The sequence below is a fragment of the Marinobacter sp. DUT-1 genome (assembly GCF_050379415.1).
Lineage (GTDB): Bacteria > Pseudomonadota > Gammaproteobacteria > Pseudomonadales > Oleiphilaceae > Marinobacter.
In genome coordinates this window covers 784,856-802,137 of the sequence record NZ_JBNRLS010000001.1, presented here as the reverse complement: position 1 = coordinate 802,137, position 17,282 = coordinate 784,856, and the positions used below count along the sequence as shown (strand labels likewise).

Genomic DNA, 17,282 nt, shown 5'->3' with positions numbered 1-17,282 from the left:
GGTTGGTTGGAGAGAGGGCAGCTTTTGTGCTGCCCTCTCTCTTTCTAAAGTGCCAGAGATTTCTGGTTGCGGTTGGACCACCAAACCAGTGCAAGCGCTGGCGTGATCAATACAGCGCTGAACATCGTCAGTTGCAGATTGGTGAAGGGGACCGGGCCACCTCCCGGAACCGCCAACATCATACCGCCAGCAATCAACGACAGACGGACAGGCCACTGGAGTCTCCGGTAAAGTGACAGGTTACCAATGCCCAGCAGGTAACCCTGCATCCCGCCAGCAATCAGCGCGACACCCAGAATAGCCTGGGGTAGCACGACCAGAATCTCCTTCCAGGAGCCCTGAAGTATGAGCGCCGGATTCAATACAAACAGGAACGGGATAAAGTAAATCACGCTGCCCAGTTTCATGGCCTGGAAGCCGGTCTCCATCGCCCGCGCACCCGCCACCGACGCAGCGGCAAAGGCGCCCAGGGCCACGGGCGGGGTAATGAAGCTCAACATGCCCCAGTACAGGATAAACAGGTGAACAGCCAACGGGTCCATGCCACCGCCGGTGATCAGGGCTGGAGCAAGGGCCACAGCCAGAAAAATATAAGCGGCTGTGACGGTCATGCCAATGCCCAGTATGAAGCTGGTTGCTGCCCCCATGAGCAGCAGCACCAGGGTGTTGCCGCCGGCCAAAAATATCAGGTCATTGGCTATAGTGCCTGACATTCCGGTTACAGACAGAGCCCCTACCAGCAAACCGACGCCCGCCAGAATGGCAATGAGTTCTGCGAACAGTTTGCCGGCACTCGAGAAAAAGTCTTTCACTTCCTTCCACTGCCATCGGTGGTATGGCAGTACCTGATTAATCACCAACAGCAAGGCGGTAGCATAGAAGGGCGCTGTTGCCTCTCGCCGCAAAAAGAACAATAGCCAGATCAAAAGCACGAAAACGAAGATAAAGTACCAGCCTTCTTTCAAGGTCTGGCGTAAGGAAGGCAGCTCGACCTCGGGTAAACCTTTGAGGTCATGGCGGGCCGCGTAAGCATCGATCTGGATAAACAGACCCATGAAGTACAGAAAGGAGGGCACGACCGCTGCCAGTGCAATCGTTCCGTAGGGAATGTTCAGAAAGCTGGCCATGATGAATGCCGTTGCGCCCATGACGGGCGGCATCAGAACGCCGCCAGTGGACGCACACGCTTCGACGCCGGCAGCGTAGGAACGTCCGAAACCTACCCGCCTCATGGCGGGGATCGACAGTACACCGGTAGTAAGCACGTTCGTGATCACGCTTCCGCTCATCGATCCCATCAGGCCGCTGGAAAAGACTGCGACCTTCGCCGGACCACCTCGGACATGGCCCAGAAGGGCAAATGCGAGATTGATGAAAAACTTGCCGCCTCCGGTCTGCTGCAATGCTACGCCGAACAATAAAAACCCAATGACCAGGTTGGCAAACGCCTGCAACGGGATGCCCATGACGCTTTCACGGCTCATGGCGTGATAGATGGCCGTTTGGGAGGGCGAGGATGGAAAACCCTGAATCGGCCCCGGCATCACATCCGCGAATATTGGGTAAAGACTTGCGATCCCGACAATGATGCCTATTGGCCAACCGCCGGCCCGACGCGCTGCTTCAAAGATCACGCCCCATAACAGGAAGCTCATAATGATGGCGTAGTCCGGTGCGTCGTATTCCCAGCCGCTTTCCAGAATGCGCTCTGCATTAAAGACGAAAAAGCCGCACACTGTCGCGGTGAACACGAAAAGGATGATGTCGTACCAGGGCACCGTTGAGCGCGACGCTCTGCTGGAGGCTGGCCAGAGTACGAAAACGAGCGGCAGCATCAAGGCAACTACCGCGTAGAAAAACTGGCTTTCCACCGAAGTCACGGCGGTAAACAGGCCGATGTTAAACAGGTAATCAATGGCGAGCAGGGTCAGTGCCAGGGTTGCCACACGGGGAACCCAGAGCCAGAACCCCTCCAGTTTGCGGATGCCGGAGATTTCACCCGTACTTACGGGTTGTTGCTGAGGGGAGCTCATAGGATCAGAGCCTCTGGTGCGATAAAGGGGAAAACGGAAAACACCAGAGCACCGTTGCTGTTCTGGCAACGGAACTCCGATGTTGTGAGGCTGGCTTTAACGGAAAACCGGTGCCATGCCTTCTGCTTCGAGTGCGTCGGCACGAACTTTCATCCAATTCGCACGGAACGCGTCTTCATCTTCCGGCGGATTGGAATCCATGAAGGCTTTCCAGGTGGTCTGCAGGATGTCCTGGCGTTTAACCAGCTGGTCCTGGTGTGCCTGCATGGCATCGGTCCAGTGTCCGATTTCCTTGTAGTAGTCCACGACGGCATCGTGATAAGGGATTACCCACTGCATGTTCTGATTCTCGAGCGAGTAACCTGCATTACCCGGGGCCGCGTCCTTGTATTTGTCGTGATCTTCAATAAGGACACGGATAAGGCTGCTGGCTGTTTTATCATCCAGGGTTTCATTACCGACCAGGATCGGGTACGGATAGCTGGCACCGATCCAGGGGCTGTCTTTGCCATAGGCCTCACCGGCGACGGAGGTGGCCGAGTGGGGCTGGAAATAAGGCGCGACACTCTGAAGTCGGCTCCAGCCCTCTTGATTGGCGGGATCCAGTTCCGGCCAAACAATACCCCTCGGGCTGGCGGCCAGTTGCTGAGCCGGCGGCGCCACGCTCATGGTGAATGCAGCGTCGACCTGATCCGCAACAATGCCTTCAAAGGCACGGCCATAACCCGGGAACTCCACCCGTTCGACGTCATCCCAGGTCAGATCTCCAAATGCCAGAAATGCTTCAGTACCGACATTCAGCGCATCATCACCACGGATATAGGCCACACGCTTGCCTTTGAGATCCGCTGGTGTTTCTACGTTGATATCGCCGGCGACCGCGACACCCAGACCAAAACTGGCAGTGGATGTGCTGATCAGACGAATAGGCTGCGGGCCCCAATCGGCGTCTGCGAAGAGAAGGACGCCTTCCGATCCGTAGTAGCTGGCAATCCCGCAAGCGCAAAGTGGAACCCGTCCCATACGCAACGGCGTCATGCGCGATACGTCGTTTTCCCCGGGCAGAATCCGGACAGAAGTGCCGTATTCGTTTTTCAGGAGGTTGCCCAGAGACACCATCTGGGTGTAGCCGGCAGATCCCGTTCCATAAGCGGTCATGGCGAGCGTCCCGGGTAGATCTACATTTTCCGCACTGTGGGCAAAAAGGGATGAGGCACTCAATACACCGACGAGCAGACTTTTGTTGATTTTATGCATCGTTCTTTTCCTGTGTTGTTATCCGGTCACGTCACTTACCTCAGGAGGAGAAGTGCAAGGTGGTGGCCGGAAGAAAACCGACAACACTCCGCGGATCCACGGGTGGTGGCTGACGTTACAAAAATGCAGAAGAGTTGTTTGGTAGGTATCCAAACTTCCCAACGTTGTTTCGCACAGCAAAACCATAAATGAATTAGGTTTTGCAGGGCGACATCCATTTTTGTAATTTCAATATAAGGAATGTCTGATCTCGCAGCAACCTTCCAGAAAATTAAATCTGGTGAGTTTCGGTTGGCCGGCTTATCTGTGGCTTGTATCAAGTATCAGGTGAGCATAAACCGCTCATGGAAATTGTCCGTTTCCCGGGACGAAAAGGGGGGCTTGAGAGCGGGGAGCCGAGCAAACTGACCCAAGAGCACCTGACGATTGAGAACTCTGCCGCTTTGTAGTTGTATATCCGGGTCTGGACTGATCAGACCACCTGACTCAAACAACAATAACGAGGGAGTGATAACGTGGAATCCAGTCCACTGATTTCGATCGGCCTTCCGATCTCGCTGTTCATTATCATGGTGGGTATCGGACTAACCCTGACCCTCAGGGACTTTGGTCAGGTTACTCTGAACCCCCGGGGCATGATTGTCGGCACTATTGCCCAGATTCTCCTGATGCCGCTGGTGGCTTTTGCCCTGGTGCCGATTCTGGGTCTGGCGCCGGCACTGGCGGTGGGCCTGGTGATTATCGCTGCCTGTCCCGGAGGCACGACGTCGAACCTGTTCGTCCTGCTGGCGCGAGGCAACATTGCCCTGTCCATTCTGCTCACCGTCTCCGCGAGCCTGATCACCATTGTCACGCTGCCGTTCTTTACCAACTACGCACTGCAGATGCACTTCGGTGAGGGGGCGGATATTTCACTCCCGGTCGGCAAAACCATTGCCATGTTGGTGATGATCGTGTTGCTGCCGGTCGCCATTGGCATGCTCATCCGGACCCGCGCGCCCGAGCGTGCGAAAAAAGCCGAGGGTGTGGTCAGTCTTTTCGGTGGTCTGGTGCTTCTGGCTCTCATCATCGCGTTGATGTACGGCTCCCGCGACCGCCTGCTGGAGCTGCTGGTCCAGGCCGGTCCGGCGGCTTTCCTGCTCAATCTGATCGGGGTTGCCATCGGCCTGGCCAGTAGCCGTTTGTTCGGCCTGTCACAGCGGGAATCCCTGGCGGTCGCCGTGGAACTGGGCATCAAGAACGGCACCATTGCCCTGATGGTTACTCTTACGCTGCTGGAATCCTCCGAAATGTCCATTCCGGCAGTGGTCTACAGCGTCATGATGTACGGCTTCGGCGCCATTCTGATCATGATGGGGCGGAGGCTGGTTCCGCTTGCCCGGTAGAGTCCCCAAAACTGGCGGCTGTGAGCTGCTCCGCACTCATCGCTCGCCGCATACCCAATTTTGGGGATGCGCAGGGAGGTGGAAATTATTAAGTATTACTTTCGGTTATTCCAACAACAGGAAAAATTATGAAAGTAATCAAATTCGGCTCCCTGGCCCTGGCCGTAGCGCTCAGTGGCTGTGGCGGTAGTGGTTCGTCTTCTTCAACCACCGTGACTGAAGACACCACGACACCAGAAAACACCAAAACGGGCATCTTCACGGATAGCGCAGTAGCCAACATCCGGTACCAGACGGCGACCCAGAGTGACTTTACCAGCGCTCTCGGGGAATACGAGTACGTTGAGGGTGAAACGGTAACCTTCAGTATTGGCGGCATTGAGCTGCCCCCGGTTCCGGCAACCGGACGTGTCACGCCCGCTGACATGACCGCTGAGGAAAGTTCTGCTGACCAGCTGACCAATATCCTGAGGCTGCTGCAAAGCCTGGACGAGGATGGCAACCCCGATAATGGCATCACTATCACCGCTGAAACCCACGCGGCGCTGGAAAATACGCTGTTGGTGGTGGATCAGTCCGCTGCCGAATTTGAAACCCAGTTTACGAATGAGGTGACAACCGCGGTTAACAAAACGCTGATCAGTGCGGAGGAGGCTGAAGCCCACTTTTACGCCTCCCAGCACGCAGACCTGCGTGGCAGCTGGGTATTCGTGGAACCCGCCGGTGAAAGTAGCAATGGCCAGGGCCCGGATGGCGAAGAAATCAATATCCTGACCTTCCTGGACGATGGCACCTACATCATTGCCCACAAGTACGGCAACGACGATCAGGGAGCGGCAACGGCGGAGTGGGGCAATTACACCTGGAACCCGGCAACCGGAGAAATGATCATTTCGGTGCTCGGCGAGTCAGAAGGTGGCGAAGGGGGGCTGTGTCCGGGCCTGGCTGCGGACCTGGGAGACTGTACGGAAACCGTCCAACTGGTGGGCGACGAGTTGCACTTTGGCAGCGAAGCAGCTGCCGCGACACCGTTCCAGTCCATCAATGATGCCAGTAACACATACGTGGGTGCCTGGTATTTGCCAGAAGGGGAAAACTTCAACGTGCTGACCATTCTGGATGACAGCCATTATGTGATCGCCCATAACGCCAATGGCGAGGTGTACACGGGTGATGATCTCGTGGAGGTTTCTTCAGAATGGGGCACTTACAGCGTTAGCAATGGCAGCTTCCAGGTGACCGACATCGAGACGGAAACGGATGGTCCGGGCGGGCTTTATGACGCCAACGGCGCAGGGGGCCTGAACGCCGCGTCGGAAGTGACGAGATACGGAGATCTCCAACTGGAACCCGCGGGTGATGGCGTGATTGCCCTGCGAAGGGTGGGGCGCTTCAGTGTGGAGCTGAGCGATCTGGCCGGCAATACCAGCAGCATTCTTGTCGAGCGTACCGGTGGTGTCTTTGCTAATGGAACGGACAAGTCATTTGAGTTTGATCTCGTGGGTGAGGGTGCAGCCGCCGAGGTCATCCTCTCAGGAAGTACAGGCTCGGTCACCTATCTGGCCGATAATGAAGAAACTGTTATTGACTTCTGGACTGTGAGCGCCGGCGGCACCCTCGTCTACGAAGAGACCAATCCTGATGACTCGTCCACCGGGAGCTGGGTATTCGCTCCCATCAAAACCGCCGACGGCAAAGAGTGGGCACTGGTGGATTTCCGGCATATTGATGGTGGAACTGAGAATCTGCTGGGCTTTTTTGTCAGTGAGCTGAGGCCGCTGCCCTAGTACTCTTGCAAGGCTTTACTGGTGTGAATGTAAAGGGCGAACTTCTATGAGTTCGCCCTTTACTTTTAAGTAGCTGATGATTTTTAGCCCAAAGCCCGAACCAGCATGGACACCAGCTCCGTCTGCTTGCGATAGCCGTTTTTCGCCAGCAGGTTCTTGATGTGTTGGCGAGCGGTATGGATGGAAATCTGCTTTCTATCGGCAACATCGCTGGCACTCAGGCCCTGGGCCAGATCGGCGGCGACAGCGGCTTCTGCCGGTGTGCACTGGAACAGCGCCTGTAGTCTCTGCTGATCCGGCTCCAATGAAGTGTCAAAACAGAACAATTCCGCCAACACGCCGTTATTTTCAGCGCTCTCGGCGATCAGGGGTGTCAGGCAGACCGCGATACGTTCATGGCCGCGACTGGTGAATACCGTTTGCGGCGAGAGAATGCCTTTGTGGGAGTGGACGATGCAGGTGGTAATGGCATCCTGCAGCTGGCGGGTAATGCGGCGATCTGCGCTTTGCAGTCGCTCGGAGCCGGTAATGGACAGGCTACTGCTGCTTTCCATAAGAGTCAGGGCCGCGTCGTTGGCCTGGGCAATATTGCCCAGTGCGTTGAAGACGATGAGCGGTTTTTTTACGTGGTTGAGTGCCATCGCCAGGTTTTCATTGTCGCTGCGCGTCTCGTACAGTTTCAGATGCAGGGCCACGGCATTCTCGATATGGGGAGCCAGCAGATTCATCTGCAGTAGTTCGTCTGTGGTATAGGGGCCGAATTCCTTGTGTCTGTTGGCAATGAACACCACATTGGTGCCATTCTCCCGGGTGGCGAGCATGCCCGCACTATCGCCCATGCCAACCTGTTCCGCCCAAACACGAGTTTGACTTTCCGGGGCGAGAACATCGAAAACGGTGCGACTGGTGTCTCCCCGCAGAAAAGAATCAAACTGGCGTGGCGGAAGTCTCACAAAGCGGGTGAGGGCTTCATCCCGTTCCGGTAGATCACTGTTGATGTACCACTCTTCGAAGCCTTCCGGATAGCCAAAGGTCCAGCCATACACCATGCGCTGTGGGTTACTGGTGAGCCCCAGGATGCCACCTTGCATAGCCTTGAAGCGATGTTGGAAGGCATCAAAGAACGGCTGGAAGCCGGTATTGTCATGCAGGCATCGGTACAGGGTGCTGACGAGTGTGTTATACGCCTGCAGATCCTCGCCTCCAAGCGAGGGGAAAGGAAAAGCGAGCTCACCCGCGGGCTCTTCAGAACGGGGAATGTTCGGGTTTGTCACAGGGAAGGCCCCTTCCATCCAAGGCATTCACATCCCGCCATCTGACGTTATATGAGGCCTCAGTATTCTTGACCATTATCAAACGACACAGTTTGTTAGGTCTCATCCTAGTCGAGCCAGGTGGATGGAAACGTAAAATAAGGTAAAAACTCCCGAATCCCACCTATGTCACACCGCTCAAGCGTCAGGACCGGCCATCTACTACCAAGGAACGAGTTTTTCGCCTCTATCGCATCATTCAACTATTCCGGATCGGGGTCTACATTGAATGGGTAAACGCGAAAGGCCGCGTTGCCCTGCGATAAACACAACAAGAGGTCGATAACATGATCTACGCACAACCCGGAAAAGAAGGTTCTGTCGTCTCCTTTAAGCCCCGCTATGAAAACTACATTGGCGGTGAGTGGGTGGCGCCCGTCAAAGGCGAGTACTTCGACAACATCACGCCGGTGACCGGCGAGGTGATCTGCGAGATTCCCCGTTCCACCGCCGAAGACATCGATCTGGCGCTGGATGCTGCCCACAAGGCCGCGCCGGCCTGGGGCAAGACCTCGCCAACCGAGCGTTCCAACATCCTGCTGAAGATTGCCGATCGCATCGAGGCCAACCTGGAACAACTGGCGGTTGCCGAAACCTGGGATAACGGCAAGGCCGTTCGTGAAACACTGAACGCCGACATCCCGCTGGCCGCCGATCACTTCCGTTATTTTGCCGGTTGCATCCGGGCCCAGGAAGGCCACATGGGTGAGATCGACCACAACACCGTGGCGTACCATTTCCACGAGCCGCTGGGCGTTGTCGGCCAGATCATTCCCTGGAACTTCCCGCTGCTGATGGCGGCCTGGAAGCTGGGCCCCTGTCTGGCTGCCGGTAACTGCACCGTGCTCAAGCCGGCCGAGCAGACCCCCGCCAGCATCCTGCTGCTGATGGAAATCATCGGTGACCTGCTGCCGCCGGGCGTACTCAACGTCGTGAACGGCTATGGCATCGAAGCCGGCCAGGCTCTGGCCACCAGCAAGCGCATCGCCAAGATTGCCTTCACCGGTTCCACCCCGGTGGGCTCCCATATCCTCAAGTGCGCTGCCGACAACATCATTCCGTCCACCGTTGAGCTGGGCGGCAAGTCCCCGAACATCTACTTCTCCGACGTCATGAAGGCCGAGCCGGAATTCATCGACAAGTGTGTCGAAGGTCTGGTACTGGCGTTCTTCAACCAGGGTGAGGTGTGCACCTGCCCGTCCCGCGCTCTGGTCCAGGAAGACATGTTTGAAGAGTTCATGCAGAAGGTCGTCCAGCGCACCAAGGCCATCAAGCGCGGCAATCCGCTGGATACCGACGTTCAGGTGGGTGCTCAGGCCTCCAGGGAACAGTTCGACAAGATCATGTCCTACCTGGAGATCGGCAAGCAGGAGGGCGCCGTCGTGCTGACCGGCGGTGACCGCGAGCATCTGGACGAAGAGTTCAGCAATGGCTTCTACATCCAGCCGACCCTGTTCAAGGGCGACAACAAGATGCGTGTGTTCCAGGAGGAGATCTTTGGCCCGGTGGTGGGTGTCACCACCTTCAAGACCGAAGAAGAGGCCCTGGCCATTGCCAACGACACCGAGTTTGGCCTGGGTGCCGGCGTCTGGACCCGGGACACCAATCTTGCCTATCGCATGGGCCGCAACATTCAGGCCGGTCGGGTCTGGATGAACTGCTACCACGCCTACCCGGCGCACGCCGCCTTCGGTGGCTACAAGAAGTCCGGCGTTGGCCGCGAAACCCACAAGATGGCGCTCGAGCACTACCAGCAGACCAAGAACATGCTGGTCAGTTACGACACCAACCCGCTGGGTTTCTTCTGAGCTGAAAGCATCGGTTCGCGGGCCTGAGGGCCCGCGCTTCGTGTCCCCACATGGATGTGAGTTATCTCTCTTGGCCCCTCCCCGGGGCTTTTTTGTTGTCTCAGGCATGACACGGGGTCTGATGAAAGCCTTCATCTGACCCCTTTTTAGGTCGAGACTCCGGGGGCTGGATTTGAAAATGGGGTCAGAAGAAAGCGTTCTTCAGACCCCGTGGTCACTTAGGCCCCTGCGGCATCCGTCGCCAGGATCCTGGCACGCTGCTTCCGCTCCTGTTTGTTACGAACGATACTGTCCACGCACTGCCCCTCGTCCCGCAGGATCACCACACACTCCAGACACTGGATGCATTCGTCGTAGTCGATCTGCCCATCCTTGCGGATGGCGTTGATACCGCACTCGTTCTTGCAGTGCTGGCAGGGTGAGCCGCAGCGGTCGATGCGCTCCAGCCAGCTGAACAGCCGGAACCGGCCCAGTACCGCCAGTCCGGCGCCGAGCGGGCACAGGTAGCGACAATAGAACTTGTGGATGAACATGCCGATCACCAGAAGTGCCACGGCATACACCACGAACGGCCAGTAACGGACAAAAAACAGGGTGATGCTGGTCTTGAACGGTTCCACTTCAGCCAGCTGTTCGGCCAGGGTCAGGGAGTAAAACGCGGTGCCGACCAGCCCCAGCAGAATCGGGTATTTCAACAGTATCAGCCGGCGGTGCCAGTGCTCGGGCACCTTGATTTGTGGGAAACGGAGTTTCTCACCCAGCCAGGCCGCCATTTCCTGCAGGGCGCCAAAGGGGCAAAGCCAGCCACAGAACAGCCCCCGGCCCCAGATAAACAGGGTGATGAAGGTATAGGTCCACAGGATGAAGATCACCGGGTCGAGCAGGAATACATCCAGGGAGAAACCGTCCCACAGGGCGAGCAACAGGGTATAGATGTTCACAACCGACAACTGGCCCTGGGCGTAGAAACCGATAAAGAACAGGGTGAAAAACAGGAAGCCCCAGCGGAATCGGTGCACCAGTTTCGGGTGACGGCTGAGGGTTTTCTGCCTGGCAAAAACCATCGTCAGCATGGTGAGCCCGGCGACCAGCAGGGCAATTTGCCACCAGCGTTCCTTCCACAGGCCGACCCAGACCGGCTCGCGGGTCGATTCCGCTGGAGTGGCGATTTCCACCGTTTCAAACAGTGCCTCATTGAAGGACACCGGCAGGTCGAAGGTGGCGCTATCTGATATCAGGTGGTTTCGCGCCAGTTCGACATGGAGCTTGAGATGTGCTTCGGCTCCGGGGTTGAAGCCAGCGTTGCCGCCAATCCGGAACAGGTTGACTGCAGCAAATCCGGGCATACCCTCTGCCATCAGGGGCAGGTTCTGATCGAGCCAGTTGAGATCCCGCATTTCTACCGCCAGGTTGTTCTGCACCAGGCCTATGCGGTCGGGAGAACTTCCGGGGGTGAAGTCCTCGCTCACATGGGGAAATACTCCCCGGGACGCAACCAGCATGACCTTGTCATTCTCCCCCAGCCGCTCCATGAACCGGCGGTAGCCGTCGTTCCCCAGCAGGTTCCGGCCAACCATTGGCGAGTTCATGTAGGCAAAGAACAGTTCGGCAAACGGCTCGTTTCCGGTGGGTTTCAGATCGGCGGCGTAATCGGACAGCGGTCGCCCGAGCTGTTCCTCCACTGTTTCGACCGGGATGGCGGCGCTGCCTAAGAAGCCTCGTTCGATCAGTTCGCTCCATTCCAGCGGTTCGAAGAAGTCGGGCCGGGCACGGGTGGGAGCAGCCTGGGCAAAGGCCTCCAGCTTTTGGCGCGCCACCTTGAGGCCGGAGGAGAGGATCGTGTCATTGATAATCAGGACCGAAACGGTGGCCTTGCTGACCCCATCGAAATACACCACATCCCCCTCCGAGGTTTTACCGGAGCGGGAGGAATTCGATGACTGCACGATGATCTGCTCCCGCAGGGACCTGCCCTCATACTGTTCCACAAACTCGAACATCGGCTCTTCACCCAGTCCATGCAGGAACACCGGTTCGTGGTGGTCCAGCACTTTTACACCGGTAAAGCGGCCCCTGGTGTCGAGCCCGATCATCATCCGGATGGGTTTGCCGGCAAAGCCCTGGAGCCGGCTCAGATCCGTGGACTCGTAGGCATATCCCAGAAGCTCCTGAAGCTGGTATACCGGGTAGACCGGGAAGTCTGTCAGCTTGTCTTCAATGACGGTGGCAGATGGGAACAGCTCCTGGATGGCCGCACGCCTGGCGTCCGTGAGCTTGGCCTGCAGAGGCATCGGGAACAGGGAAAGACACACCAGCAAAAGCACAATTCGCCCGGCCATCGGGAGACTCCTTAAAGTTATTATTTTCCTTGTTCCATGCTAGGGAGATCGGGGGGAGTCTCAATTCGACCTCGGAGCGAGGGCGGTGCTACTTTCAGGGGGCGAAGAACAGTTCTAAAGTACCATATTGGCCGTTTTCCACAGTCTCTAGTATAAGTAGGTGTAGTCGGTGATGCCGGCTGTCACACCCGATGTTCGAACAATGATGACAATGACAAGAGGTGAGCATTATGTGGACCAAACCAGCCTACGAAGACCTGCGGATCGGTTTTGAAGTCACCATGTACTTCGCCAACCGCTGAGTGAGAGTCGGCCAGCGCTGTCGGGCTGGCCGTTTCCTCTCCGGACTTTTCCATGCAGATTCATATCCTTGGTTCCGCCGCCGGTGGCGGGTTCCCCCAGTGGAACTGTAATTGCAGCAACTGCGCCGGGTTCCGTAGCGGCACCCTGAATGCACAGGCGCGCACCCAATCCTCCATTGCGGTCAGCGAAGACGGCGAACACTGGATCCTTTTCAACGCATCTCCGGACATCCGGGCGCAGCTGGCCGCGTTTCCTGCCATGCAGCCGGCCCGCGCACTGCGTGACACCGGGATCAGCGCCATCGTCCTGATGGACAGCCAGGTGGATCACACCACCGGCCTGTTATCCCTGCGCGAGGGGCTTCCCATGGACGTATGGTGTACCCGCCAGGTACACGACGATCTCAGCTCCGGATTCCCCCTGTTCACCATGCTGAAGCACTGGAATGGCGGTCTGAGCTGGCGGGAGATTGAAGCTTCGGAACAGGTGGAATTCAGCATTCCCTGCGCCCCGTCCCTGCAGTTGACAGCCATTCCGCTGCTGAGCAACGCGCCGCCATATTCACCCCGGCGCGACAACCCGCATCCGGGTGACAACATCGGTATCTTTGTTCGGGATACCCGCACCGGGACCACGGTGTTGTACGCGCCGGGGCTGGGCCAGCCGGATGAACGGATCCTTGGCTGGATGCGCAAGGCGGACATCCTTCTGGTGGACGGCACTGTCTGGCACGACGACGAGATGATCCGGCAGGAAGTGGGGACCAAGACCGGGCAGTCCATGGGACATCTGGCCCAGAGCGGGCCCGGCGGCATGATCGAGGTGCTCGATACCATGCCCGCGAGCCGCAAGATCCTCATTCACATCAACAATACCAATCCGATCCTGGACGAGGATTCCCCCGAGCGCGCCGAACTGGGCGAGCACGGCATCGAAGTGTCCAGGGACGGTATGCATATCGATCTGTCGGGGCAACCATGAACGCCAAAGCGAACAACACCGCCATGAACCGCCAGGACTTCGAGCAGGCCCTGCGCAGCAAGGGGCAGTACTACCACATTCACCACCCCTACCATAAAGCCATGTATGGCGGGCAGTGCACGCCGGAGCAGATCCGCGGCTGGGTTGCCAACCGCTACTACTACCAGATCAGGATTCCCCAGAAGGACGCCGCGATCATGGCCAACTGTCCGGATGCCCGTGTGCGCCGGCTCTGGCTGCAGCGCATCCTTGACCATGACGGCCACGACGGCGATGTCGGTGGCATCGAGGCCTGGCTGTCCCTGGCCGAGGCGGTGGGCCTGAGCCGGGAAGAGGTGATCGACCAGCGTCATGTGCTGCCGGGTGTGAGGTTCGCCGTGGATGCCTACCTGAATTTTGCTCGCCGGGCAACCTGGCAGGAGGCGGCCTGTTCGTCCCTGACCGAGCTGTTCGCCCCGGAGATCCATCAGTCCCGGCTGGACAGCTGGCCGTCCCATTACCCGTGGATCGAGGAGGGTGGTTACAGCTACTTCCGCAAACGGCTGTCCGAGGCCCGCCGTGATGTCGAGCACGGGCTCAGCATCACCCTGGATCACTTTGTCACCGAGGCCCAGCAGAGCCGGGCCCTCGACATCCTTCAGTTCAAGCTGGATATCCTGTGGTCCATGCTGGATGCGCTGACTATGGCCTACATGCATCAAACGCCCCCGTACCACACGGTCACCGACCGGCAAGTGTGGCACCGGGGGCTATGAGTGAGAGCACTATGAGCCAGATTCCCCGTTTTCGTCGTGGTTTCCGGTTCCAGTGGGAACCGGCCCAGGACTGCTATGTGCTGCTATACCCGGAGGGAATGGTGAAACTCAACGGCAGTGCCGGGGCGATCCTGAACGAGGTGGATGGGCAACGGGATGTAGATGCCATCGTGGCGTCGCTGAAGCAGCAATTCCCCGAAGCTGGCGACCTCGGGCCGGATGTCCGGGACTTTCTCAGGGATGCCGAGCAACAACACTGGATCGAATGGGTATGACTGGCGCATCACAGGCAACACCAGGAGTCGGACCGCCACTGTGGCTGCTGGCGGAACTCACCTACCGCTGCCCGCTGCAGTGCCCTTATTGCTCCAACCCCCTGGATTTCGCCCAGACCGAGCAGGAACTGACCACCGAACAGTGGCTCAGTGTGCTGCGCCAGGGCCGCGAGATGGGCGCGGCCCAGCTTGGCTTCTCCGGCGGTGAACCACTGGTGCGCCCGGACCTGCCGGAGCTGATCGCCGAAGCCCGCAAACTGGGTTACTACACTAACCTGATAACCTCCGGTTTGGGTCTCACCGAAGCCAAGGTGGACGCCTTCGCCGAGGCCGGTCTCGACCATATCCAGGTCAGCTTCCAGGCCTCCGACCCGGAACTGAACAATGCCGTGGCGGGGTCCCGCAAGGCGTTCGAGCAGAAGCTGGCCATGGCCAAAGCCGTTAAGGCCGCCGGTTACCCGATGGTGCTCAACTTTGTCATTCACCGGCACAATATCCATCAAATGCCGGACATTATTGAGCTGTGTGAACGGCTGGATGCCGACTACGTCGAGCTGGCCACGTGCCAGTACTATGGCTGGGCGTTCGAGAACCGGGAAGGGCTGATGCCCTCCAAAGCCCAGCTGGACAAGGCGGAAGCGGAAGTTAACGACTTCCGGGCCCGATTGCAGGCCAGGGGGGCGGCCATGAAGCTGATCTTTGTTACGCCGGATTACTACGAAGAACGCCCGAAAGCCTGCATGAACGGCTGGGGCAACCTGTTTCTGACCGTGGCGCCGGATGGCACTGCCTTGCCGTGCCACAGCGCGCGCCTGCTGCCGATCGACTTCCCGAATGTGAAGGATCTGAGCCTGAAAGAGATCTGGTACGACAGCCCGGGCTTCAACCATTACCGCGGTGATGCGTGGATGCCCGAACCCTGTCGTTCCTGCGATGAAAAGGACAAGGATTTTGGCGGCTGCCGGTGCCAGGCCTACCTGCTGACCGGTAATGCCGACAACGCCGACCCGGTGTGCAGCAAGTCGCCGCACCATGACCGCATTCTGGCGGCACGGAGAGCCGCCGACCACGCCACGGCCGGCCTTGACGAGCTGGTGTATCGCAATGCCAATAACTCCAGGCTGTTCTTCCGGGGCTGAACCGTCCCGGCAACCCGGGGGGACCTCCCTGTCATCTCCTTTACTGAGCGCCCATCAGGTCTGTGCCGGCCATGCCCAGCGGTCGGAACTGGCGGTTTCCGAAGCCGGGGTGTTCTGGCTGGAGGCGGATCCCGACTGTGGTGGCAATGTTATCCGGCGGCTGGGCGAAGACGGGCTCACAACCCTGCCGACCGGTACTATGGGTATCGGCAGCCGAATCAATGGTTATGGCGGCGGTTCGCTGGCGGTACTGGCTGACCGGGTAATAGCCGTCACCGACCAGCAACAACTGATCGTTGTGTCGCTGTCGTCGTTGCAGTCGGAGCTGTTGCTGGAAGAGCCGGAAGCGAACTGGGGCGGACTGGTTGCCGATGGTCGGCGTAACCGGGTTCTGGCCGTGAGGGAGACTGGCGGCCGGCAGCAACTGGTGGCAATCGCGAGCGACGGCCGCCCACAGACGTTGCACGAGGGCGAAGATTTCTACGGTGCTCCGGCACTATCCCCGGATGGCCAGAGGGTTGCCTGGATCAGTTGGCAACTGCCGGATATGCCGTGGCTGCGTACCCAGCTCTGGACCGGGGAGCTCGATGCGTCCGGGCAATTGCAAAACCTGCAATGCGTTTCGGCACCGGCAGAGGGTGCCATCCAGCAACCGGTTTTCGAGGGACAGGGCCTGTGGGTCCTGTCAGATCACAACGGCTGGTGGCAGCCCTGGCGTCTGAGCCAGCAGGGCGGGGATATCTTCTGGCATTCGTCGTCTGCACCCCGGCTGGATCACGCAAATGCTCCCTGGCAGCTGGGAGAATGCCATCATTGCCCCTTGCAGAATGGCGGCTGGGCACGGGTCCGCTATCGTGAGGGCAGCGGTGAACTGTGGGTCAGTGCCGGGAATAACGCCGAAGAAGTCCGGATGGCCGAGGGTTTCACCGATTTCCGGTCCCTGGCTCACTGGCGTGGGCGGCTGTTCTGCGTGGCTCGCTCGCCTGACCGGCTGGATGCCATTGTCGAGGTGAACCCCCGCAACAGTGAGGTGAGAATCCTCGCCGGATTTGAGCAGCCGTTCCATGACTACTCAGTCATTTGCCCCGATTCCTTTACCGTCCCGGCACAGGACAGCCATGGGTTGCCGGTACAGGGCTTCCTGTATACGCCCGAGCATGTCACCAGTGAACCTGCGCCCCTGATCCTGCTGGCCCATGGCGGTCCGACCTCGGCCGCTTACCCGGTCTACAATCCCCAGGTCCAGTTCTGGTGCCAGCGAGGGTTTGCCGTTGCTGAGGTGAACTACCGGGGCAGCAGCGGTTTCGGTCGGGGCTTCCGCCTGGCCCTGGCCGGACGCTGGGGGGAGATCGACGTGGCGGATATGAGCGCCGCCGCGGATTACCTGGCCTCCCGGGGGCGCGCGGACAGTCAGAGGACGTTCATCCAGGGACGCAGTTCCGGAGGCTATACCGCACTGATGGCGTTGATCGGCAGTGACCGATTCGTCGCCGGTGCCAGCCTGTTCGGGGTTACGGATCCCATGAGACTTCGGACAATGACCCATCGGTTCGAGTCCGGTTACCTTGACTGGCTGCTGGGATCGCCTGACCTGCATCCGGAGCGCTGGCGGGCTCGTACCCCGTTACATCATGCCGCCCGGATCCGTGCGCCGCTGATCCTTTTCCAGGGTGGGCAGGACCGGGTGGTGGTGCCGGACCAGACCCGCGCCATGGTCCGGGCCATGAAAGCGGCCGGTGGAGCGCCGGAACTCCACTGGTTTGAAGACGAGGGACATGGTTTTCGCCAGCGTCACAACCAGGCCAGCATGCTCGAGTGGTTGCACAGTTTCTATCGCCGACACAGCCAAAAGGCCAATGATCGACCAGATTACTTGAGTTAAACTGTTGGCTATTCCTATAACAACA

13 protein-coding genes are annotated in these 17,282 nt (G+C 58.6%); 9 read left to right on the top strand and 4 right to left on the bottom strand.

Annotation, left to right across the window (positions count from 1 at the left end):
• Positions 1-44: 44 nt before the first annotated feature.
• Complete coding sequence (locus ACQUTG_RS03675) at positions 45-2,033, bottom strand: TRAP transporter permease (protein WP_428918087.1); 1,989 nt, start codon at positions 2,031-2,033, stop codon at positions 45-47.
• Between the two features lie 96 nt (positions 2,034-2,129).
• Positions 2,130-3,290, bottom strand: coding sequence for a TAXI family TRAP transporter solute-binding subunit (locus ACQUTG_RS03670; protein ID WP_428918086.1), 1,161 nt, complete (start codon positions 3,288-3,290; stop codon positions 2,130-2,132).
• A gap of 515 nt (positions 3,291-3,805) precedes the next feature.
• On the opposite strand from ACQUTG_RS03670, the gene ACQUTG_RS03665 reads away from it, so the two are divergent.
• Complete coding sequence (locus ACQUTG_RS03665; protein WP_428918085.1) at positions 3,806-4,675, top strand: bile acid:sodium symporter family protein; 870 nt, start codon at positions 3,806-3,808, stop codon at positions 4,673-4,675.
• Positions 4,676-4,803: 128 nt separating this feature from the next.
• On the top strand, positions 4,804-6,462 hold the full coding sequence (locus ACQUTG_RS03660) for a hypothetical protein (RefSeq protein ID WP_428918084.1): 1,659 nt from the start codon (positions 4,804-4,806) through the stop codon (positions 6,460-6,462).
• Positions 6,463-6,545: 83 nt separating this feature from the next.
• Here ACQUTG_RS03660 and ACQUTG_RS03655 read toward each other — a convergent pair whose 3' ends face one another.
• Entirely contained in the window at positions 6,546-7,736 is a 1,191-nt protein-coding gene (locus ACQUTG_RS03655; protein ID WP_428918083.1) for a helix-turn-helix transcriptional regulator, read from the bottom strand.
• 326 nt (positions 7,737-8,062) lie between these two features.
• Between ACQUTG_RS03655 and exaC the strand changes: the two genes are divergently transcribed.
• Positions 8,063-9,583, top strand: coding sequence for an acetaldehyde dehydrogenase ExaC (gene exaC / locus ACQUTG_RS03650; RefSeq protein ID WP_428918082.1), 1,521 nt, complete (start codon positions 8,063-8,065; stop codon positions 9,581-9,583).
• A gap of 218 nt (positions 9,584-9,801) precedes the next feature.
• Here exaC and ACQUTG_RS03645 read toward each other — a convergent pair whose 3' ends face one another.
• A complete protein-coding gene (locus ACQUTG_RS03645) occupies positions 9,802-11,922 on the bottom strand; it encodes a 4Fe-4S binding protein (protein ID WP_428918081.1) in 2,121 nt (706 codons plus the stop codon).
• Positions 11,923-12,152: 230 nt separating this feature from the next.
• Here ACQUTG_RS03645 and pqqA point away from each other — a divergent pair, with 230 nt between their 5' ends.
• Genes pqqA through ACQUTG_RS03615 form a run of 6 tightly spaced genes read left to right on the top strand, consistent with a single transcriptional unit; the run spans position 12,153 to position 17,257 of the window.
• Positions 12,153-12,224, top strand: a complete 72-nt coding sequence (pqqA, locus tag ACQUTG_RS03640; protein WP_007153157.1) for a pyrroloquinoline quinone precursor peptide PqqA — start codon at positions 12,153-12,155, stop codon at positions 12,222-12,224.
• 52 nt (positions 12,225-12,276) lie between these two features.
• Positions 12,277-13,206: a pyrroloquinoline quinone biosynthesis protein PqqB gene (gene pqqB / locus ACQUTG_RS03635; protein WP_428918080.1), complete on the top strand. Its 930-nt coding sequence runs from the start codon at positions 12,277-12,279 to the stop codon at positions 13,204-13,206.
• A complete protein-coding gene (pqqC, locus tag ACQUTG_RS03630) occupies positions 13,203-13,961 on the top strand; it encodes a pyrroloquinoline-quinone synthase PqqC (RefSeq protein ID WP_428918079.1) in 759 nt (252 codons plus the stop codon). The genes pqqB and pqqC overlap by 4 nt, the downstream gene beginning before the upstream one ends.
• On the top strand, positions 13,958-14,236 hold the full coding sequence (gene pqqD, locus ACQUTG_RS03625) for a pyrroloquinoline quinone biosynthesis peptide chaperone PqqD (RefSeq protein ID WP_428918078.1): 279 nt from the start codon (positions 13,958-13,960) through the stop codon (positions 14,234-14,236). Before pqqC ends, pqqD begins: the two co-directional genes overlap by 4 nt.
• Positions 14,227-15,375: a pyrroloquinoline quinone biosynthesis protein PqqE gene (pqqE, locus tag ACQUTG_RS03620; RefSeq protein ID WP_428918077.1), complete on the top strand. Its 1,149-nt coding sequence runs from the start codon at positions 14,227-14,229 to the stop codon at positions 15,373-15,375. The genes pqqD and pqqE overlap by 10 nt, the downstream gene beginning before the upstream one ends.
• The gene (locus ACQUTG_RS03615; RefSeq protein ID WP_428918076.1) at positions 15,341-17,257 is read left to right on the top strand and encodes a prolyl oligopeptidase family serine peptidase; all 1,917 of its coding nucleotides are present in this window, start codon (positions 15,341-15,343) and stop codon (positions 17,255-17,257) included. The genes pqqE and ACQUTG_RS03615 overlap by 35 nt, the downstream gene beginning before the upstream one ends.
• Positions 17,258-17,282 lie beyond the last annotated feature (25 nt).